The sequence below is a fragment of the Nocardiopsis alba DSM 43377 genome, from assembly GCF_000341225.1.
GTDB lineage: Bacteria > Actinomycetota > Actinomycetes > Streptosporangiales > Streptosporangiaceae > Nocardiopsis > Nocardiopsis alba.
The window spans coordinates 259,316-279,810 of record NZ_ANAC01000013.1 but is presented as its reverse complement, the minus strand read 5'-3'; the positions used below and the strand labels follow the sequence as shown (position 1 = coordinate 279,810).

Annotated in this window: 19 protein-coding genes; 3 read left to right on the top strand and 16 right to left on the bottom strand. The window is 70.4% G+C overall.

The genetic code is table 11. The features are described 5' to 3' along the window. Nucleotides 1-350: 350 nt before the first annotated feature. Complete coding sequence (gene tyrS / locus D451_RS0115930) at nucleotides 351-1,649, bottom strand: tyrosine--tRNA ligase (protein ID WP_014910063.1); 1,299 nt, start codon at nucleotides 1,647-1,649, stop codon at nucleotides 351-353. A gap of 293 nt (nucleotides 1,650-1,942) precedes the next feature. Between tyrS and D451_RS0115925 the strand changes: the two genes are divergently transcribed. The 3 genes from D451_RS0115925 (at nucleotide 1,943) to D451_RS0115915 (ending at nucleotide 4,190) form a co-directional block, all read left to right on the top strand. After that, the gene (locus D451_RS0115925; RefSeq protein WP_017535162.1) at nucleotides 1,943-2,752 is read left to right on the top strand and encodes an alpha/beta fold hydrolase; all 810 of its coding nucleotides are present in this window, start codon (nucleotides 1,943-1,945) and stop codon (nucleotides 2,750-2,752) included. Beyond that, complete coding sequence (locus D451_RS0115920) at nucleotides 2,745-3,308, top strand: TetR/AcrR family transcriptional regulator (protein WP_017535161.1); 564 nt, start codon at nucleotides 2,745-2,747, stop codon at nucleotides 3,306-3,308. The genes D451_RS0115925 and D451_RS0115920 overlap by 8 nt, the downstream gene beginning before the upstream one ends. Before the next feature lie 165 nt (nucleotides 3,309-3,473). Then, complete coding sequence (locus D451_RS0115915; RefSeq protein WP_017535160.1) at nucleotides 3,474-4,190, top strand: HNH endonuclease family protein; 717 nt, start codon at nucleotides 3,474-3,476, stop codon at nucleotides 4,188-4,190. Nucleotides 4,191-4,250: 60 nt separating this feature from the next. Here the strand turns inward: D451_RS0115915 and D451_RS0115910 are convergent, their stop codons facing one another. The 15 genes from D451_RS0115910 to D451_RS0115840 form a co-directional block, all read right to left on the bottom strand. Beyond that, nucleotides 4,251-4,760 carry a hypothetical protein gene (locus D451_RS0115910; protein ID WP_014908255.1) on the bottom strand — a complete coding sequence of 170 codons (510 nt, stop codon included), beginning with the start codon at nucleotides 4,758-4,760 and terminating at the stop codon, nucleotides 4,251-4,253. 141 nt (nucleotides 4,761-4,901) lie between these two features. Next, a complete protein-coding gene (lhgO, locus tag D451_RS0115905) occupies nucleotides 4,902-6,119 on the bottom strand; it encodes an L-2-hydroxyglutarate oxidase (protein WP_026125112.1) in 1,218 nt (405 codons plus the stop codon). 80 nt (nucleotides 6,120-6,199) lie between these two features. Continuing rightward, on the bottom strand, nucleotides 6,200-6,643 hold the full coding sequence (locus tag D451_RS0115900; protein WP_014910245.1) for a DUF742 domain-containing protein: 444 nt from the start codon (nucleotides 6,641-6,643) through the stop codon (nucleotides 6,200-6,202). Continuing rightward, complete coding sequence (locus D451_RS0115895; RefSeq protein WP_014908176.1) at nucleotides 6,633-8,858, bottom strand: sensor histidine kinase; 2,226 nt, start codon at nucleotides 8,856-8,858, stop codon at nucleotides 6,633-6,635. Before D451_RS0115895 ends, D451_RS0115900 begins: the two co-directional genes overlap by 11 nt. Before the next feature lie 267 nt (nucleotides 8,859-9,125). Then, nucleotides 9,126-10,043, bottom strand: coding sequence for a sirohydrochlorin chelatase (locus tag D451_RS0115890; protein WP_026125111.1), 918 nt, complete (start codon nucleotides 10,041-10,043; stop codon nucleotides 9,126-9,128). Nucleotides 10,044-10,183: 140 nt separating this feature from the next. Further along, nucleotides 10,184-10,786: a GTP-binding protein gene (locus tag D451_RS0115885; RefSeq protein WP_014912751.1), complete on the bottom strand. Its 603-nt coding sequence runs from the start codon at nucleotides 10,784-10,786 to the stop codon at nucleotides 10,184-10,186. Next, nucleotides 10,767-11,231, bottom strand: coding sequence for a DUF742 domain-containing protein (locus D451_RS0115880; protein ID WP_014909266.1), 465 nt, complete (start codon nucleotides 11,229-11,231; stop codon nucleotides 10,767-10,769). Before D451_RS0115880 ends, D451_RS0115885 begins: the two co-directional genes overlap by 20 nt. Beyond that, nucleotides 11,228-11,662 carry a roadblock/LC7 domain-containing protein gene (locus D451_RS0115875; RefSeq protein ID WP_014908347.1) on the bottom strand — a complete coding sequence of 145 codons (435 nt, stop codon included), beginning with the start codon at nucleotides 11,660-11,662 and terminating at the stop codon, nucleotides 11,228-11,230. The genes D451_RS0115880 and D451_RS0115875 overlap by 4 nt, the downstream gene beginning before the upstream one ends. Before the next feature lies 1 nt (nucleotide 11,663). Beyond that, the gene (locus D451_RS0115870) at nucleotides 11,664-14,246 is read right to left on the bottom strand and encodes a sensor histidine kinase (RefSeq protein WP_017535158.1); all 2,583 of its coding nucleotides are present in this window, start codon (nucleotides 14,244-14,246) and stop codon (nucleotides 11,664-11,666) included. A gap of 336 nt (nucleotides 14,247-14,582) precedes the next feature. Next, nucleotides 14,583-15,995 (bottom strand): argininosuccinate lyase, encoded by a 1,413-nt coding sequence (gene argH, locus D451_RS0115865; RefSeq protein ID WP_017535157.1) that lies wholly within the window; start codon nucleotides 15,993-15,995, stop codon nucleotides 14,583-14,585. 50 nt (nucleotides 15,996-16,045) lie between these two features. Beyond that, a complete protein-coding gene (locus tag D451_RS0115860; protein WP_014909865.1) occupies nucleotides 16,046-16,579 on the bottom strand; it encodes an arginine repressor in 534 nt (177 codons plus the stop codon). Then, nucleotides 16,576-17,523, bottom strand: a complete 948-nt coding sequence (gene argF / locus D451_RS0115855) for an ornithine carbamoyltransferase (protein ID WP_017535156.1) — start codon at nucleotides 17,521-17,523, stop codon at nucleotides 16,576-16,578. The genes D451_RS0115860 and argF overlap by 4 nt, the downstream gene beginning before the upstream one ends. 2 nt (nucleotides 17,524-17,525) lie before the next feature. Continuing rightward, nucleotides 17,526-18,728: an acetylornithine transaminase gene (locus D451_RS0115850; protein WP_014912887.1), complete on the bottom strand. Its 1,203-nt coding sequence runs from the start codon at nucleotides 18,726-18,728 to the stop codon at nucleotides 17,526-17,528. Continuing rightward, complete coding sequence (gene argB, locus D451_RS0115845) at nucleotides 18,725-19,720, bottom strand: acetylglutamate kinase (RefSeq protein WP_014912373.1); 996 nt, start codon at nucleotides 19,718-19,720, stop codon at nucleotides 18,725-18,727. Before argB ends, D451_RS0115850 begins: the two co-directional genes overlap by 4 nt. Next, nucleotides 19,717-20,493 (bottom strand): bifunctional ornithine acetyltransferase/N-acetylglutamate synthase, encoded by a 777-nt coding sequence (locus D451_RS0115840; RefSeq protein ID WP_017535155.1) that lies wholly within the window; start codon nucleotides 20,491-20,493, stop codon nucleotides 19,717-19,719. The genes argB and D451_RS0115840 overlap by 4 nt, the downstream gene beginning before the upstream one ends. Between the last annotated feature and the right edge of the window lie 2 nt (nucleotides 20,494-20,495).

Sequence of the window (20,495 nt, the reverse complement as noted above, 5' to 3'; positions counted from 1 at the left end):
AAGAGCGCGGCCCGGGTCCGAGTCGATCATCGAAGACCGCTCACCGTTCCGCAGCGACTCGATCGAGTGTAGACACACCTTGAGAGGACGTCAAGTCCGGACCCGGATCGACCACCATCAGGGCGATCCGGGCCTCGATCGCCCCTGTGCGGGCGGCTTCTCAAGGCCCTCGACTCACGCGGACCCCACACCGGGTCACACGATCACGTCGGCTGTTGTCAGACATGAACCGTCTTGCCCGGATCATGTCGAGTCCAAACCTCGCCTTGGGTACCGGATGGGCGAGGGGCCGACCCCCTATCGGAGATCGGCCCCTCTTCCGTCCTTCGACGGCCCGGTGGCAGTCGCCGTCAGCCCTTCAGAACGACGCCACCGACATTGCGCTTGCCCTTGCGCAGCACGACGAACCGCTCCTGGAGCACGTCGTCCACGCTCAGCCTCGCCTCGACGTCGGTGACCTTCACGTTGTTCACGTAGGCACCGCCCTCCTGCACCGCGCGACGGGCCGCCGACTTGCTCGGGGTCAGCCCACTCAACGCGAACAGGTCGGTGACCAGCATCTCGGTCACCGGCCCCTCCACCTCGGCCTTGGGCACCTCGGAGAGGGCGGACTCCAGCGTGCGCGCGTCCAGCTCACCGAGATCGGCCCGGCCGAAGAGGGCCAGGCTGGCCTCCTTGACCTTGCGCGTCTCCTCCTCGCCGTGGACCAGCGTGGTGAGCTGCTCGGCGAGGACACGCTGCGCGGCACGCGCCTGCGGCCGCTCCTCGGTCTGACGCTCCAGGTCGGCGATCTCCTCCTGGGACAGGAAGGTGAACACCTTGAGGTAGCGGGAGACGTCGCGGTCGTCGGCGTTGAACCAGAACTGGTAGAAGGCGTACGGCGAGGTCAGTTCGGGATCGAGCCAGACGGTGCCGGACTCGGTCTTGCCGAACTTGGTGCCGTCGGCCTTGGTGAGCAGGTTCGTGGTCAGACCGTGCGCGGCCCCGTGGGGCTCGTTGCCCTCGATCCGGCGGACCAGGTCCAGGCCGGCGGTGATGTTGCCCCACTGGTCGGAACCACCGGTCTGGAGGACGCACCCGTAGCGGCGGTAGAGCTCCACGTAGTCGTAGGACTGGAGCAGCACGTAGCTGAACTCGGTGTAGCTCATCCCGTCTCCGTCGAGGCGGCTCTTGACCGTCTCACGGGCCAGCATCTGGTTGACGCTGAAGTGCTTGCCGATGTCGCGCAACAACTCGATCGCGTTGATCTGGCCCAGCCACTCACCGTTGTCGGCGAGGATCGCGTCGGTCGGCGCGGGCGTCTCCCCCTCCGGTGTGAAGCGCAGGAAGGAGGAGAGCTGGCCGGCGAGGTTGCCGACCCATCCGCGGACCGTCTCCGGCGAGTTCATCTGCCGCTCGGCGTTGGGCTTGGGGTCTCCGATGAGACCCGTCCCCCCACCGACCAGGGCGATAGGCCTGTGGCCGGCCCGCTGGAAACGGGCCAGGGTCAGCGCCTGGGTGAGGTGTCCGACGTGCAGGCTGCCCGCGGTCGGATCGAAGCCGCAATAGAGGGTGATCGGACCATCGGCCAGCGCCTTGCGGAGTGCGTCAAGGTCGGTCGTCTGCGCGATCAGTCCGCGCCACTGGAGTTCGTCGATGATGTCGATCACGGTGTAGCTCTCTGTCGGATAGGCGGGCCCCGCGGCCCGATCTGCCTAGCAGTGTAGGGCCTGTTCCCACGGCCACGAAGAGACTTTCCCGCGCCCCCGCCCCCTCGGAGCCCCCGGGGTCCACGTGTACGGCCCCGTGGAGACGGCGATCGGGCCGGTGCCATGGGGACCGACGCCCATCGTCACGACGCGGACACCCCTCCGATGTCGTCCACGTCACCCCTCTTGACCTTCGTGGCTAATGACATTAGCTTTAAAGCTAACAGCATTAGCCGAACGGAAGAGGGCCCATCATGCACCACCTTCGACGCCCCGAAGGACGGATCGCCTACGACCTCTACGGGAACGACACCGACGGGACCCTGGTGATCTGCGTACCGGGCATGTTCGATCACCGGGCATCCTTCCGCCTCGTCGGCCGGGAACTCGCCGCCGCCGGCCACCGGGTCGCCGTCATGGACCTGCGCGGCCACGGTGACAGCGACACCACGTTCACCTCCTACGACAGTCGTTCGACCTCGACCGACGTGCTCGCCCTGGCCGAGGAACTGGGAGCGGAGCGGGTGGTCATGGCCGGGAACTCGATGGGGGCCGCGGCCGTGACCATCGCGGCCCTCGAACGCCCCGACCTGGTGTCCGGCATCGCCCTGCTCGGCCCCTTCCTTCGGCCCTCTCCCCCGGGTCCGGTGGCGCGGACCCTGTATCGGACCCTGCTCATGCGCCCTTGGGCCGCCCGGGCGCTCACCTTCGTCTATGACCGGCTCCACGCCGGACGCACCCCCGAGGGGCACGAGGAACAGAAGGAGCGGATCCGCCGGATGACCCGTACCACCGATCGTCGTCGGGCGATCACGAAGACCCTTCAGGCCCCCAACGAGACGATCGATCGTGCCGAGGACCTGGCGGCGGAGGCGGTCGTGATCATGGGAGAACTGGACCCGGACTGGAAGGACCCCCGCTCCGAGGCGGAGTGGGTCGCCTCCGTCGTCGACGGCCGCGCGGTGATGGTCCCCGAGTGCGGCCACTACGCGCAGTCCCAACGCCCCGACGTGGTCTCCTCCGTGCTGCTCGATCTCGTCGAGCGGGTGAACGCCGATGCCTAGGGCCGGACTCACCCCGGAGTCGGTCGTGGCCGAGGCCGCCCGCCTGTGCGACGAGAGTGGCTTCGACTCGCTCTCACCCGCCGCCCTGGCCAGAAGGTTGGGCGTGGCCACCCCCAGCCTGTACAAACACGTCGCCGGCCTGGACGAGCTGCGCCGCGGGGTGGCCCTGGCCTCCGTGACGGAACTGGCCGACCGTCTGCGCTCCGCCGTGACCGGCCGTTCCGGTGCCGAGGCGGTGCACGCCCTCTCCCTGGCCTATCGGAGGTACGCGCACGAACGTCCGGGGTGTTACACGTCGTTGCAGCGGGTACCGCGGCCGGAGGACGCCGAGGCCCACGCGTTGTTCGCCCGACCCGTCGAGGTCATCGCGTCGGTCCTTCGAGGGTTCGCCATCCCCGAGGAGAGGATGGTGCACACGATCCGGACATTGCGCAGTTCTCTGCACGGGTTCGTCGACCTGGAGATCAACGGCGGCTTCGGACTTCCGGAGGACGTCGACGAGAGCTTCGCCCTGTTGGTCGACGGGATCGTCCTTCTCCTCGAACGCCGAACCTAGACGCTCCCGTACCGGCCACTTCTCCCCCGCACCTCGGCCTTGGCCGCGCCGATGAGGCGTACACGACCCTCGGTGGCATTCCGCGCCGCCCCCGTGATGGTCCACCCTTGAAGGGCCTGATCATCCCCCGCTCGGTGCGGGAGCACAGAGGTTGGAGTCCCCTGCATGTCAGAGAAGTCCTCCGGTAAGGGCGGCAAGTCCGCCTCCCGGCCGACGGCGATCATCAGCACGCTGATCGGCGTGGTCGTGATCGTCGTGGTCGTGCTGCAACAGCTCGGTGTGATCGACCTGGAGGTCGGCGAGAGCACCCCCGACGCGAACCCCTCCCCCGGGGCCTCCGCCACCGATGTCGACCAGGCCAGGGCCTGGCTGGACGAACTGCGGGTCGAGGAGGAGAACGATCCCGACGGTTACGACCGGGGCCTCTTCCCCCACTGGGACCGCGGGGTGGAGGGCAACTGCACCACCCGACAGATGGTCCTGGTCCGGGACGGCGAGGGTGTGGAGACCGACGACGACTGCCGGCCGGTCTCGGGCAGTTGGTACAGCGTGTTCGACGGCGAGACCTTCACCGACCCGCAGGACATCGACATCGACCACCTGGTCCCGTTGAAGGAGGGGTGGCGTTCGGGTGCCCACGCCTGGTCGACCGAGGAGCGCCGCCGTTTCGCCAACGACCTGGAGGAATCGCCCCAGCTGTGGGCGGTCAGCGCGTCGAGCAACCGTTCCAAGGGTGATGCCGACCCCGGGGACTGGCTGCCCCCGTTGGAGTCCTTCCACTGCGAGTACGTGACGGCCTGGATCGAGGTCAAGCACGTGTGGGACCTGAGTGTGGATCCCGCCGAGGAGGCCGCCATGCGTGAGGTGTTGGAGGGCTGCTGATCCGGCCCGGCCCCATGAGGGGGCGCTCTCGTGTACGAGGGCGCCCCCTCACCTTCTCGATCAGGCCGGGTTCTCGCCGGGCGTGATCCCCCGGGCGACGGCGAGCATCTCGTCCGTCCCCAACAGCCCCGAGGTGTCACGGACCTCCACGGCGACCCCCTTCTCGGGGACCCAGAAGGCCTCGGCGGCCCCGTAGAGCCCCGACGTGTCGTCGCGGTCGAAGTCGGCCAGATCCCAGGAGTCGGGATCCCGTTCGTGGTAGTGGGCGAGGAAGGAACGGACCGAGGCCAGGTCGGTGAGCCCCTCCCCCCGCATCACCAGGACCTGGAGCACCACCTGGAAGCCCCCGCCCTCCTTGGCCTGTTCCCAGGCCCGGGTGGTGAAGACGACGTCCTCCCACTCGTAGGAGAAGTCCGAGGGCGAGGCCTGTGGTCCGACCGTCTCGGGCAGGTGGGTGATGGTGAATCCGTCCAAGGGTCCTCCTCTGGGGCCGGCGGCGGCGCCCGCCGCGGTGAGAACGAGTGAGAGCACGGTGGTGAGGACCACGAGGGCCCACCTGGTCAGGGGCATGGTCACCTCCACCGGTGACCTCGGGACCGTCCCGGACCACCGGATACCTCCATGGTCGGCCGGGGAGGGGGTCCGGTACCAGAGTGTCCTCGAACCTGTGGACAACCCCGCTCCGACACGCCCGGACCGACACGGGACGGGTCACCACCCGGCGACGTACCCGTCATAGAGGAACTCGGCGATCGCCAGGGAGGAGGTCGCCGCGGGAGAGGGCGCGTTGCGCACGCAGACCACACGCCCTCGGGTGTCCACATGGAAGTCGTCCAAGAGGGAACCGTCCCGGCCGAGCGCCTGGGCGCGCACCCCCGCCTCGGCGGGACGCAGGTCGGCGGCGGTGATCTCGGGAAGCAGACGACGTGCCTGGGCGGCGAAGACCGAGCGGGAGGCGGAGACGAACGTCTCCCGCGCGCCCACCGTCCAGTGTCGGCGGGCCAGCCGCCAGAAACCGGGCCAGGAGAGGGTCTTCGCGAGTTCCCGAGGGACCAGGTCACGGGCGCGGTAGCCCTCGCGCGCCGTGGCCAGGATCGCGTTGGGGCCCGCCATGACCTCGCCGTGGACGTGGCGGGTCAGGTGCACGCCGAGGAAGGGGTAGCGGGGGTCGGGTACGGGGTAGAGGAGCCCGCGTACGAGGTCCCGGCGTTCGGGGACGATCTCGTGGTAGTGACCGCGGAAGGGGACGATCCTGGGGTCGGCGTCGGCCCCCGCCATCGCGGCGAGTCGATCGCTCTGGAGTCCGCCGCAGACGATCAATCGGTCGAAGCGGTGGATGACCCGTTCGCCCTTGGGGTCTCCGGTGAGGACCTCGGTGCCGTCGTGGTCCTGTCGCACGTCGATGACGGGGGTGTTGAGCAGGACGATTCCCCCCGAACGCCGCAGGTCGTCGGCGAGCTGCTCGGCGATGGCGACGTAGTCGGTGATGGCCGTCGTGGGCGAGTGCAGCGCGGCAAGTCCCACCGAGTGGGGCTCGATCTCTCGGATGCCGTCGGGGCCGAGTCGGGTGACGCCGGGGACGCCGTTCTCCTCGGCCCGACGCTCGATGTCGTCGAGGCGGGCCTCCTCTTCGGCGTTGACCGCGACGAGGAGCTTTCCGACCTCCCGGTAGGGCAGGTCGTGCTCCGCGCAGTACTCACGGAGCAGGCCGACGCCCCGGCGGCAGAGCGTGGCCTTGAGGGATCCGGGCCGGTAGTACAGGCCCGCGTGCACGACCCCGCTGTTGTGACCGGTCTGGTGGGCGGCGACCCGGTTCTCCTTCTCCAGGACGGTGACCCGGGTGCCGGGGCGGTGGAGGGCGATGTGGCGGGCCAGGGCCAGGCCGACGATCCCCGCCCCGATGATGCCGATGTGTTCGGTGCTGCGCATGGGCGCACGCTAGCAAGGCGCGTCCGCGCTCCGGCGTCCGGGTGTCCCGGCGGTCCCCGGGCGGCGGGGACCGATCCTCTTCAGAGGGCGCGCAATCCGACCAGGACGGCGTGCAGGATGTCCTGGCGTTCGAGAGGGCGGGAGGGGCCGCAACGTTGGAGGGCCCCCTCCTCCATCATCTCGGCCACCATGCCCCGGACCTGGCCGACCGGCAGTCCGACCTCGGCGGCGAGTTCGACGATGGTCCTGGCCCGCAGGGCGTGGAGGAGAAGGGCCTCGCGCTCGGGTCTGAGCCATTCGCGATGACCCGGGGTTCTCGCCGCGACCACGAGGGTGAGCAGGTCGAGGTCGGCGTGGCCGTTTCCGACGCTCCCGGCCCGTTCCGGGATCCCCACGTCGATGGCGTAGGGACGCAGGAAGCGTTCGTCGTCCTCCCCCTCCTCGTGACGCGGTGACCGTCGCGGCTCGGTCCGCGGGGCCTCCCTCCATTCCTCGCGGCGGGCGTGGCGACCCTCAGCGTTCACTGTGTCCTCCTGGTGGTGTCCTGGTCGGGAAGGGCCCGGTCCCGTTCGGCCCGGAGGGGCCGAAGGGACCCTGGGGCCCCGAGCCTTCGAAGGAGCCGTGCGGACCGGTGCGGCCGACCGTCCCCTGGGGGCCGGAGGGGGAGGAGGGGTTCTGGGGTCCCGAGACACGCACCGGGTGGGGCGTGGGCTGTCCCAGGGGGCCCGGGAAATTGGGGGTGCCGTCGGAGGGGCTCACCGCGGCGATCGGGTTGTCGGCGGGTTCGAGCAGGCTGTCGGGGACCAGGGCGGTGGCCCGGGTGCCCCCGTAGGGCGAGGGGTGGAGCCAGACCCGGATGCCGTGACGCTCGGCGAGACGGGCGACGACGAACAGCCCCAGGCGGGGGTCGTCCGGCAGCGCCATCACGTCGAACTCCGGTGGCCGGGTGAGGGTGCGCTCGGCGGCCGCGTAGCCCTGTTCGGACATGCCGAGCCCGCGGTCCTCGATCTCCACCAGCAGTCCTCCGGTCACGGGGGTGCAGCCCACGTCCACCGGGGTGCCCGCCGGGGAGAACTGGGTGGCGTTCTCCACCAGTTCCGCGAGCAGGTGGACGATGTCGGCGACCGCCTGTCCGTGCATGAGCACACGGGGCGCCGAGGTGAGGCGGACCCTTTCGTAGTCCTCGGTCTCGGCGATGGCGGCGCGCAGCACGTCGAGGACCGGTCGGGGTTGGCGCCAACGGCGGGCGGACTGTCCGCCACCGAGGATGATGAGGTTGTCCGCGTAGCGGCGGGCCCGGGTCGCCAGGTGGTCGAGTCGGAAGAGTCGGCGCAGGGCGTCGGGGTTCTGCTCGTTGTACTCGATCTCGTCGAGCAGGCGCAGCTGTCGTTGGACGAGGGTCTGGTTGCGGAAGGCGATGCCGAGGAAGGCGCGGTTGGCGCCGCGGCGGATCTCCGCCTGACGGACGGCGGCCTCGACCGCGGTGATCTGGGCGCTGTCGAAGGCCTCGGCGACCTGGCCGATCTCATCGTCGCCCTGTTCGTCCAAGGGCGGGAGCTCGTCGATGACATCGACCTTGCGGCCCTGTTGGGCCCGTTCGACGATCTCGGGCAGGTCGGCGTCGCGGTCCAGGATCTGTTCCCGAAGCGACGAGAGGCGTTCGCTCAGGCGTCGGGAGGAGCGTCCCACCAGGGCGATCGCGAACACCCCGCCGAGCAGGGTGACGGCGGCCCCGGCGACGCCCAGCCAGACCCTCAAGAGCGCGGCGCTCCAGGCCAGGTCGACGGTGCGTTCGGTCTGTTCGCGGGCCAGGGTGTCCAGGGCGTGGACGGACGGGATGGACGAGGCGTCCCATTCCTCCGCCCCGACCTCGACCTCGGAGTTCCATTCGCTCAACGGCGCTCCGTCGACCCCGTCGCCCCCTTCGGCCACGGGGGGCCGGGTGACCACGCGTCGGCTGAGCTGTTCGGCCGCCTCCCAGGTGGGTTCCTCGGTCGAGGCCCGGTACTCGTTCCTGAGTCCGGCCGGCATCGCGTTGACGGTGCCGTCCAGCGTGGCCCGGTAGGAGGCGGTGAGGAAGGTGAAGTGCGCCGTCTCCTCATAGGTCATGCGTTCGGCGGCGATGACCCCGGCGAGCAGGGCGTCCGCGGTCGCGTAGTCCTCTCGGGCGTTGACGAGTTCCCTGGCCACCACGGCGTCGGTGAGGTTCTCTCCTCCGTCGGTCGTGTTGATGAGGGCCGCGGAGGTGTTCAGCAGGGACTCTATGAGCGTGCGGTAGCCGACCAGGATGTGCTCCCGGTCGGTCGAATGCTCGTCGACCATCTCTCGGAGCCGTTCGACCCCCTCCGGTGTCTCCTGGACGATGCCCGCGCCTCGTTGGAGTTCGTCGTCGCGATCCCCGACGAGGTCGGTGGCCAGCTCGACGGCCTCGGCCAGGGCCTCGTCGCTCTCGGAGCGCTGTCGCTCCAGTTCCTCTTCGACCGTCGAGACGTCTCCTCTGTCCTGTTCCCCGAGGTGGACCAGGGACAGACGGCGCTCGGTCCGCAGCTCCTCGGCCGCGACGGAAAGGACCTCCGTGCCCTGACGCGCCTGTCCTACCGCGCTCATGAGCTGAACGGCCTGGGCGGTGCCGATGGCCGCGACGATCAGCCAGAGCGCGAGGAAGCACAGGCTCGGGATGAGGACGATGCGCGTGAGCTGACCGCGGATCGTCCTGTTGGACGCGTGGTTTCTGAGCATGGCCCCTCCAGCCCATGCGGGGTGCCGAGGCTTCCGGGAGAGGTGCCACGGCGGCTTTCGGTCCTGCCGAGGCTATCGAAAAAACATTGCCGTACGCTGTCGAACAATCACGAATAGTTATCCACGCGCTCGGGAAAACCGGGCCGAAACATGCTAGGTGGACCTTGGATGCGGCCGAACGCGCAGGTCAGGACCGCGAAAGACAGAACAGGGCCGCCCCGTCTCCGGGGCGGCCCTGTCGTGGTTCCTGGCGGGGCGTGTCGCGTCTCAGGACTCGGGGCGGTGTCGGGAACCCACCGGCGCGGGCAGCTCGTCCACGGTGGGAGGCTGCTCGACACCCAGGGAGTTCAGGACCTCGGCGTAGCGCAGGGCGGCGATCTTGCCGAGCAGGCTGTCGGCGCCCAGAGGCGCGCCGGGGCGGGCCCCGTGGCGTTCGGCCAGCTCCTGGAGTCTATGGGCCGGGAACTCCGGCCCCAGGGCGCTGGGGGCGATGACGGGACGTCGGATGCCTCCCTGCCGGAGCTGCGCCATGATCTGGTCCATGGCGGCCTCGTCCTCCAGGTCGGCGGGGAGCACCGTCAGGCCCAGACGGGCCGCGAGCAGCACCGCGCTCACACCGGCGGCGCCCACAGCGCCCTCACCACCGACGGCACCGACGACGACGCCGTCGGCCATGGTGGTGTTGCGCGCGGTGACGCTGATCAGGCGCATCCGGTCGGCCCGGACGAACCCGGACTCGGCCAGACGCAGGTGGAGGACCTCGGCGAGCATCGGGTGCGGACCGAGTCCCTCGGTGATCCTCACGTTGGCGCCCGAGCGGGCCACGGCGGCCTCGATCTCGGCGTTCACGGCCGCGTGGGGGGCGGTGACCAACGGGACCACGACCCCGGTGAGCGGACGGTCGTCCCCGCCCTTCAGGTCGGCCAGGGCCTCGGTCAGGGTCTCTCGGTCGCCCTCGAGGTGTCCGTAGCGGATGGTGACCTCGGGGCGGTAGGCGCGGACGAGGTCGGCCATCCGGGCGCCGATCGACTCGCCGTCGGCCCCCCGGGCCTGATCGGCCGTACCCGGGACCGCCATGATCAGAGCGGGGGTGCCGAACCAACTGTCGAAGGACAGGGGATTGCGGTGACGTCCGGAGCGCCGCTTGGGCAGTTCGCGTGGGGGAAGTCGGTCAGAGTTTCGCATACCAGGATTCAGACGAGAGGGCGGATGGCGGACAAGCGGTGGTCGCTGCCGCGACATTGTAGCGTTCAACACCACATTCAGGGGTGTATGTCCTGAACGTATAACGGGCCTCCCGGGCCTCGTGCCCAGGGGATCCCGGGTCAACCGCTCATCGCCGGCCTACGGCCGTCGATGACGTGCGTCACCAGGGAGACGAGGACCTCTTTGGCGGATTCGCGTTCACGGGCGTCCGCCACCAGGACCGGAACCGCGTCGGAGAGGTCGAGGGCCTCACGCACCTCCTCCGCCCGGTAGGGGGTGGATCCGTCGAAACGGTTGACCGCCACCACGAAGGGCACCCCGCGCTGTTCGAAGAAGTCCACCGCGTGGAAACAGGTGTCGAGCCGGCGGGTGTCCGCCAGGACCACCGCACCCAGCGCGCCTTCCACCAACTCGTCCCACATGAACCAGAACCGATCCTGGCCCGGGGTGCCGAAGAGGTAGAGCACGATGTCGTCGTTGATGGTGATGCGGCCGAAGTCGAGCGCCACCGTGGTGGTGGTCTTGTTCTCCACACCGCCCAGGTCGTCGACGCCGTAGCTGGCCTCGGTCATCACCTCCTCGGTGCTGAGCGGGGTGATCTCACTGACGGCCCCGACCAGGGTGGTCTTGCCCGCGCCGAACCCTCCGGCGACGATGATCTTGACGGCCTGGGGGATCGCCTCGTACGCGCTCGACCGGTTCTCAGAGTCTGCGGATGCCATCGAGTACCGCCTGAAGTACTTTCTTCTCGGGAAGCTGGGTCATGGGCGTGGCCGCCCGGGTACGGACGTCCCCTTCTGCGACGAGGTCCCCCAGGAGCACCTTGACCACGGTCAACGGGATGTCCAGACGCGCGGAGATCTCCGCCACCGAGATGGGGCGTCGGCACAGGTCGAGGATCGCCTGCCGCTCGGGGCCGCGCGAACGCTCACCGGGGTCTCGGGCCGCCATCACGATGGTGATCAGGTCCAGCCCCCGCCCCGCGGCGGCGGGTCGGGTCCGTCCCTTGGTCATGGTGTAAGGGCGTACGAGGGGTCCGGCGGAGGTGTCCTTGGGCAGAAGCCCCGTGGAGGGCCCCTCGGAGACGGGGTGGCCACGACCGTGATACCGGCCCCCCTCCCGGGGCACGGGTGGGGACTCCCCGTGCCGGCCCTTCGAGGTGCTCATGAGCCGGCACCTCCCATGGCCGTGAGTTGGCCGGGCCTGCGTGGCGCGGCGGTGAGGAACTCCCCCACCCGCTTGACCCGCAGGTTCATCTCATAGGCGACCAGCCCCACGTCCGCGTCCTCGGTCGCCAGGACCGCCAGACAGGCTCCCGCCCCCGCCGCCGTGACGAAGAGATAGGAGTACTCCATCTCCACCACGGTCTGTCGGACGTCGCCGCCTCCGAAGTGCCTGCCGGTGCCCCGTGCCAGACTCTGAAAGGCCGAGGCCAGCGCCGACAGGTGCTCGGCGTCCTCCGGCCTGAGTCCTCGGGAACGGCCCAGCAGCAGTCCGTCGGCCGACAGCACGATCGCGTGGCCGGCCCCGACGACGCGGTCGACCAGATCGTCCAGGAGCCAGTCCAGGTTGTCCGCGGCCTTGCTCTTGCCCACCATCTCAGTCGCTCTCTCCCGTGTGGTCGTCGGCTCCTGCACCGACCTGGTCATCACTGCTGTGTCCGTGCTCGTCCGCGCCGACGTCCCCGGCCCGGCCACGCCGCGTCCCCGCGCTGAAGGCGTCCATCATGCGGCGCGCCTGTTCGGGGGTACGCCGCGTCGACGTCGGCGGGGAGGACGACGCGGACGAGGCGCCATCGCGGAGTTGAGGGGCCAGACTGGCCTGCTTCCTACGTCTGGGCAGTCCCTCCCGATCGGGTCCGGCGCCGACCCGACCGTTGTCCTGTTCGATCTCGATGTCGCCTCCGTGATCGGCCCCGGTCGTCCGTGCCGCGGCGATGGGCCTCGCGCGTTCGGCGCCTCCGCTCCGGCGGGCCTCACGTTTGGGCAGTGGCGCCGGGGCCCCTCCCTCGACCGGCAGGTCGCGTTCGGCGGGCCGCAGGTCCGGGACCTGGCGGAGGAGGGGGGCGGGGGCGTGTTCGACCCGACGGTCCTCCCGGGTCTCCTCCGGGTGTTCGGGCACCGGGCGCAGCATCGGGCGTACGGCCCGGGTCCGCTGCTCGGCGCCGGCCGAGAGCAGGTCGGCGGGGCCCAGGCGTTCCCGTTCCGGGGCCCCCATACGGATGGGGTAGGGGGCTCCGGAGGGCTCCTGGGCCGCCCCGGGCGCGACGAGGGTGTTGGGGATGAGGACCACGGCCCGGGTGCCCCCGTAGGGCGACGAGCGCAGATGCACCCCGATGTCGTGCTTGTGCGCGAGCCTGGCGACGACGAACAGGCCGAGGCGACCATCGGTGCCCGAGGTCATCATGTCGAACTCGGGAGCGTCTGCGAGGGTCCCGTTGGCCTTGTCCAGAGCCTCCTCGGTCATACCCAGACCGCGGTCCTCGATCTCGACCGCCACCCCCTTGGGTACCTTCTCCGTCCGGATGGTGACGTCGGTGTGCGGCGGCGAGTAGGCGGTGGCGTTCTCCACCAGTTCGGCGAGCAGGTGGATGACGTCGGCGACCACCGCTCCCACGAGGGACAGGTCCGGGGTGGAGGCGAGCTCGACCCGGGCGTACTCGTCGGTCTCGGAGATCGCGCCGCGCATGATGTCCACCAGGGGGACGGGGTGGCGCCAGCGCCGTCCCGGCTGGGCCCCGCCCAGGATGATGAGGTTCTCGGCGTGCCGCCGTCCGCGCGTGGCCAGGTGGTCGAGTTGGAAGAGGCTCTCCAGGAGATCGGGGTCCTCCTCTTCGCGTTCCACCCGGTCCAGGAGCTGGAGTTGACGCTGGACCAGGGACTGGTTGCGGTGCGCGATCCCGAGGAAGACCCTGCTGACCCCGGCCCGGGTGTCGGCCTGCTTGACCGCGGCGCCGATCGCGGTGCGTTGGGCGATGTTGAAGGCGTCGGCGACCTGGCCGATCTCGTCCCGACCGTGGTCGAGCTGTTTCATCTCGGTGTCGAGGTCGACGCTCTCCCCCTCCTCCAGGCGGCGCACGATCCTGGGCAGGTCGTTGCGCGCCACCGCCAGGGCCTCGGCCTTCAGTCGGGCGAGGCGGTGGGTGAGGCGGGCGGCCGAGCGGGCGGCCACACCGTAGGCCACGGTGCCCGCGAACAGGGAGATGATGCCGCCGCCCAGGGCCAGGGTGAACATCCGGGCCGCGGCCGCCTCCACGGCCGAGACGACCGCCAGCGACCGTTCGGAGACGGCGCCCGCCAAGGCGGTGTCGACCCCGTCGGCGACCGAACGCCAGTCACCGATACCGGTGGGCGGCTCCGGAAGGCGACTCTGTTCTCCGGTGAAGGGGTCGATCTCCACCGGGGCCTCGTAATGGGAGACGGCCTCGGTGATCTCCATGGCACGTGACCAGTCCCGCGAACCGATGATCCGTTCGGCGGCATCGGCCCCCTCGCTCCGGGATCCCTCGGCCAGGGCGTCCAATCTGCGATCCGCGTCGCCGATCAGCGAGGCGACCCGGGACTGCTGTTCCCGATCGAGGGAGTTCTCGCTCAGGACGCCGCTGATGACGGCGTCGGCGTGGGCGAAGCCCTCCTGGGCCCAGAGCAGGTCGCCCGTGGCGGCGGCCTCGACACCGGCGGGGCCGTCGTCCAGACCGCGGACGGAGCCCTCGTACAGGCGGGCGCCGATCCTGATCGCCTCGGTGTAGGCGTCCAGGGTCTCTCCGAGGTCGCCGGGGCGCTCCAGGTTGGCGGAGCGCACCGTCTCGACCGTGTCGACGGCTTCGAGGAAGCCGCCCTCCCGCGTGTCGGGGATGGCCTCCAGGGTCGAGCGCACCGCCCGCACGTCCGTCAGGGCCAGATCGGTCTCCTCGACGGACTCCATCAGAGCGCGCCGGGTCTCTTCTCCCGGAGCGGTGAGGTACTCGGCGCTCAGTCGACGCTCGAGTTGAAGCGCCGTCAACGCCGTCGTGATCTCGGTGGCGGCCCGGCCGTCGGTGACCGACGAGCGCAGCGATACCGCCTGGGCGAGCGTGGCGGAGCTGAGCATGACGAACAACGCGAGAAAGGTGATGCTGGGTATCAGCACGATGCGGCTGAGCTGAGTCCTGATGCCGCTTCCCGCGCCTCCCGACTGTCCCACTGCGCTCCTCCCCGGCGTTTACCACGGACACCGGACAGCACGCGTCCGTGTGGCGTTTACCGCGCGGGTCGTCACGGTGCGCGCAGAGGAGAACACGTGTTGTGCCCGCAGACACAGGACGCTACCGCACTCACCAAGGTCTCGCGGGGGGAATTCCACATTGGTCGCGGAAACAGGACGCCGTCGTGGAATGTGGTCGTCGGAGGCGGCGCGACGCACGTGTACGCAAGGATTTCCGACGTTCCCGGACCCGTGCATCGACCGATGCGCGCGCCCATGGAAAAGGCCCCTCTCCCCCGCCGAGGAACGAGGGAGAGGGGCCCGGAGAGACGAAGGTCAGAAGGCCTTGCGCAGCGTCTCGACGGCGGCGCGAAGACGTTCGAGCTGTTCGGCGACGCGGACCGGGGCGGTACCGCCCTTGCCCGAACGCGAGGACAGCGATCCGTGCACGGTGAGGACCTCGCGCACGCCCGGGGTGAGGTGCTCGGAGATCTCGGCGAAGTCGGCGTCGGTGAGGTCGGGCAGGTCGATCCCACGCTCCTCGCACACCCGCACGCACGTGCCCGCGATCTCGTGGGCCTCACGGAAGGGCACGCGCTCACGGACCAGCCACTCGGCGATGTCGGTGGCCAACGAGAAGCCCTGGGGGGCGAGCTCGGCCATCCGGTCGGTGTGGAAGGTCAGGGTGGCCACCATCCCCGTCATGGCGGGCAGTAGCAGGTGGAGACTGTCGACGGCGTCGAAGACCGGCTCCTTGTCCTCCTGGAGGTCCCGGTTATAGGCCAGAGGGAGGCCCTTGAGGGTGGTGAGCAGGCCGGTCAGGTCCCCGACCAGACGGCCGGCCTTGCCCCGGGCGAGTTCGGCGACGTCGGGGTTCTTCTTCTGCGGCATGATCGACGAGCCGGTGGAGAAGGCGTCGTCGAGGGTGACGAAGGAGAACTCCTTGGTCGCCCAGAGGATGATCTCCTCCGACAGGCGGGACAGGTCCACGCCGATCATGGCGGTGACGAAGGAGAACTCGGCGACCACGTCGCGGGAGGCGGTGCCGTCGATGGAGTTCTCCACCGACTCGGGGAAGCCCAGTTCGACGGCGACCTCGCCGGGGTCGAGTCCGAGCGAGGAACCGGCCAGAGCACCGGAGCCGTAGGCGGAGACGGCGGCGCGGCGGTCCCAGTCCCGCAGGCGCTCGATGTCCCGGACCAGCGGCCAGGCGTGCGCCATGAGCTGGTGACCGAGCAGCACCGGCTGGGCGTGCTGGAGGTGGGTACGACCGGGCATCGCCGCCTCGGGGTGGGCCGCGGCCTGGTCGGCGAGGGCCTGCACCAGGTCCAGCAGTCCCTCGGTGAGGGAGCGGGCCTCTTCGCGCAGGTACATGCGGACCAGGGTGGCGATCTGGTCGTTGCGGGAGCGTCCGGCCCGCAGCCGGCCGCCCAGTTCGGGCCCGACCCGTTCGATGAATCCGCGCTCCAGCGCGGTGTGCACGTCCTCGTCCTCCAGGACGGGGGTGAACTCCCCCGAGGCCACGTCGGCCTCCAAGCGGTCCAGCCCCTCGATCATGCGGTCGAGTTCGTCCGCGGAGAGCAGGTCGGCGCGGTGCAGGGCGCGGGCGTGGGCGCGCGAACCCGCGATGTCATGGCGGGCGAGCCGCCAGTCGAAGTGCGTGCTCAGCGACAGACGGGCCAGGGCCTGGTCCGGTCCGCCCTCGAAGCGGCCTCCCCACAGGCGCAGGGCCTCGGGCTGGTCGGCCATGGTGGTCTCCTTCGTGAGAGTTCGGATGCTGGTGGACGGTGCGGGTGCCGTCAGGGTCTGCGGTCGGCCAGTCTGAGGAGGGCGGCGGCCAGTTCCTCCCCGCCCTGGGGGTCGCGCGAGATCACCAGGATGGTGTCGTCGCCGGCGATGGTGCCCAGGATCGGGTGGAAGTCGGTGTGGTCGATGGCCGAGGCCAGGAACTGGGCGGCCCCGGGGGGCGTGCGCACGATGACCATGTTGGCGGACGCCTCGGCGGAGACGAGTAGTTCCTCGGCCAGACGGTTCAGCCGCGCCCCGGAGACCTGTTCGAGGTCGAGACTGTCGGGGCGGGTGCGTTGAAGCCGTTCACCGCCCTCCCCCGGCAGGACGTAGGCCAGGTGACCGTCGGCGGTGCGGAGTTTGACCGCGCCGAGTTCGTCCAGGTCCCGGGAGAGGGTGGCCTGGGTGACCTGCACGCCGTTCTCGGCCAACCGTTTGGCCAGCTCTCCCTGAGAGCGGACGTCCTGGCGGGTGAGGACGTCGGTGATCCGGGCCTGTCGGGCGGCCTTGGTCATCGGGGCCGTGCCGCCGGCGTCGTTGCTCATCGTCGCGCGATCCCGTGTCCGTCCCGCGCGTCCAGGAGGAAGGCCATCAGGGCCTTCTGCGCGTGCCGACGGTTCTCCGCCTCGTCCCAGACCACGCTCTGGGGTCCGTCGATGACCTCGGCCGCGATCTCCTTGCCCCGGTAGGCGGGCAGGCAGTGCAGGACGATGGCCTCGGGGTCGGCGACGGCCATGAGCGCCTTGTCGACGATGTAGGGACGGAAGAGGGCCTCACGGCCGCCCTTCTCCCCCTCCTGACCCATGGAGACCCACGTGTCGGTGGCGATGACGTCCGCGCCCTCGGCGGCCTTGGTCGCGTCGGTGGTGACCGTGACCGATCCGCCGGTGGTGGCGGCGATGTCCCCGGCCCGGGCCAGGACCTCGGGGTCGGGGTGGTGCTCCTCGGGGGCGCCGATGCGCACGTGCATGCCCGCGGTGGCCCCGCCGAGCAGATAGGAGTGGGCCATGTTGTTGGCGCCGTCGCCCAGATAGGCCAGGGTGAGCCCGGCCGGGGAGCCCTTGTGCTCGCGGATCGTCTGGAGGTCGGCGAGGATCTGGCAGGGGTGGAACTCGTCGGTGAGGGAGTTGATCACCGGCACGGAGATGGCGCGGGCCAGGCTCTCCAGGTTCTCCTGCGCGAAGGTGCGCCAGACCACGGCGTCGACCTGACGTTCCAGGACCCTGGCGGTGTCCTCCAAGGGCTCTCCACGCCCCATCTGGGTGCTGTCGGAGTCCAGGACCAGGGGGTTGCCGCCCAGATCGGCGACGCCGACGGCGAAGGACAGGCGGGTCCGGGTGGAGGGCTTGTCGAAGATGAGGGCGACGGTGCGCGGCCCGGCCAGCGGCCGGTACCCGAAGCGGTCGCGCTTCATCCGGTCGGCGAGGTCGAGGACGAGGGTCTGTTCCTCGGGGGTGAGGTCGTCGTCGCGGAGGAAGTGACGGGTCATGGTTACTGCTCCTTCGTCGCCGCGGCCTCGGCCGCGTCCAGGACGGTCGGCAGCGCCTCGATGAACACGCCGATCTGTTCGGGGGTGATGACCAGCGGCGGGGCGATGCGCAGGGTGTCGGGGGACACCGCGTTGATCAGGAAGCCGCGGACCGCGGCCTGCTCCTGAACGTGGGCCGCGTGCGGTGCGGTGAGTCGCAGGGCGCGCCACAGGCCGCTGCCGCGCTGTCCGGCCAGCAGGGGATGGTCGATCCCCTCGATCTGCTCGGCGAGCAGGTCGCCCATCACCTTGGTGTGGGCGAGCAGCCCTTCGGTCTCGATCGTCTCGATCACGGCGAGGGCCGCGGCGCAGGCGACCGGGTTGCCTCCGAAGGTGGAGCCGTGGTCGCCCTTGTGGAAGGCGTCGGCGAACCGTCCGAAGCCGACGCAGGCGCCGATGGGAAGACCGCCGCCCAGCCCCTTGGCCAGCGTGAGGACGTCGGGACGGACCGCCTCGCCCTGGTGGGCGAACCACTCACCGGTACGGCCGATACCGCTCTGGATCTCGTCGAGGACGAAGGCTGCGCCGGTCCGGTCGCACAGGGCCCGGACCCCGGCGAGGTAACCCTCGGGGGCGGGGACGACGCCGGCCTCGCCCTGGGTGGGCTCGAGGAAGACGGCGACGCAGTGCTCGTCGACGGCCTCGGTGAGCGCTTCGAGGTCGCCGTGGGGGACGAAGCGCACGTCCATGCCGAAGGGGCCGAAGGGCTCGCGGATGGAGTCCTTACCGGTCAGGGCGAGCGATCCGGAACTGCGGCCGTGGAAGCCGCGCTCCGCGGCGACGAAGTAGTGGCGCCCGGGGCCGGCCGCGCGCTTGACCAGCTTCAGGGCCGCCTCGTTGGCCTCGGTCCCGCTGTTGGTGAAGAAGACCTTGGCGTCGCCGCCGAGGAGCCCGATGAGGCGTTCGGCGAGCTGGACCTCGCGCTCGTGCACGAAGAGGTTGCTGGTGTGCGCGAGGGTGGCGGCCTGGTGGGCCACCGCCTTGACCAGGGCGGGGTGGCCGTGGCCCAGGCTGGAGACGGCGATCCCGGCGATCAGGTCGAGGTACTGGCGTCCGTCGGCGTCGTAGACCTCACAGCCCCGCCCGAGGGTGAGCGCGATCGGGGGTACCCCGTAGTTGGGCATGAGCGAGGCTTCGAAGCGCTCCCTCAGGTCGCTGCTGGTCACTGTGTCTCTCCCGGGTTCTGGATGCCGTTGGTGATGTCGTGTACGGGACGCGGGCGTCGGGGGTGGCGGGCGTTGCCGTTGAGCAGTTCGTCCTCCAACACCTCGTCGGCGACCATCGTGCCCACCCCCTGGTCGGTGAAGACCTCCAAGAGCAGGGAGTGCGGGACCCTGCCGTCGATGATGTGGGCCTGGGGCACGCCTCCCTCGACCGCCTTCAGGCAGGCCTCCATCTTGGGGAGCATGCCCGAGGACAGCGAGGGCAGGAGGGCGCGCAGCTCGTCCACGTTCAGCCGACTGATGAGGTCGGTGTTGGCCGGGTAGTCGGCGAACAGTCCCTCGACGTCGGTGAGCATGATGAGTTTGCCGGCTCCGAGCGCGACCGCGAGGGCGGAGGCGGCGGTGTCGGCGTTGATGTTGTAGACGCCGCCGTCGTCGGCGCGGGCGACGCTGGAGACCACGGGGATGCGGCCGTCCGCGATGAGCGCGGAGATGGCCCCCGGGTCGACCTCGCTCACCTCGCCGACGCGGCCGATGTCGAGGACCTCCCCGTCCACCTCGACGCTCTTACGGCGAGCCTGGAGGAGGTTCGCGTCCTCTCCGGACATACCGACGGCGAAGGGTCCGTGCCGATTGATCAGACCCACGATCTCGCGGTTGACCTGACCGGTGAGGACCATGCGAACGATGTCCATGGCGTCGTCGGTGGTGACGCGGAGTCCGGCGGTGAAGGTGGACTCCACTCCGGAGCGTTCCAGCATGGCGCTGATCTGGGGGCCGCCGCCGTGGACGACGACGGGGCGCAGGCCCGCGTAGTAGAGGAAGACGATGGACTCGGCGAACCGGACCCGCAGTTCGTCGCTGATCATGGCGTTGCCGCCGTACTTGACGACGACGGTGCGACCGTGGAAGCGGGAGAGCCAGGGCAGCGCCTCGATGAGGTGCGCGGCCTTGTCCATGGCCTGGGCCTGGTCCTGGGCTGTCCGGGAGTTCATGGGGTGTCCTGCCTGTCTTCCTTGGTCGGGGGGTCTGCCTCGATCTGGGCGGCGAGTTCCTCGCACACCAGGTTCAGGAGCGCGCGGACGCCGTCCTCGTCGGGGGGTCCGGGGGCCGCGCCACTGGCCATGAACAGCACCGTGTCGTTGGTGCCGGTCGGCGGGGGGAAACTCTTGGCCGCCGCCTCCTCGACGAGGTCGCGGCACTGCCGGGCGTCGAGGGCCGCGTCGGTGGTGAGCACGCACAGGAGCGACCCCAGGGAGGGGTCGGATCCCTTGGCCATGCCGCCGACGGTGATCCCTCCTCCGCGACGGAAGGCGATCTTGGCGACGGTGTCGTCGGTACGGATGGCGTCGGCGGCGGAGAGCCCTCCCCCGCGGCCGGCCTCGGCGACGGCCCGGGCGAGCCCGTCGTCGAGGGCCTCCCTGGAGGGGCGGACCCCGAGGGGGCCCGCGGAGCACAGGACGATCTCGGCGGCGGAGTCCTCCAGAAGGGCCGCCGTGTGTTCGGCGGTGGCGTGGACGTCCTGGAAACCGAGGGGGCCGGTGCCGGCGTTGGCGCACGCGGAGTCGAGGACGGCGGCGCGTACGCGTCCACCGGAGACGACCTGGCGGGACCACAGGACCGGCGCGGCCGGGTCGGGGTGGGTGGTGAACACGGCCCCGGCCGCGCGCGCGGGACCGTCGTTGACGACGATCGCGACGTCACGGTCCGGGTGCTCGCCCCTGCCGACTCCGGCGGCGCGGAACCCCCGGGGAGCGGTGACGCTCATGT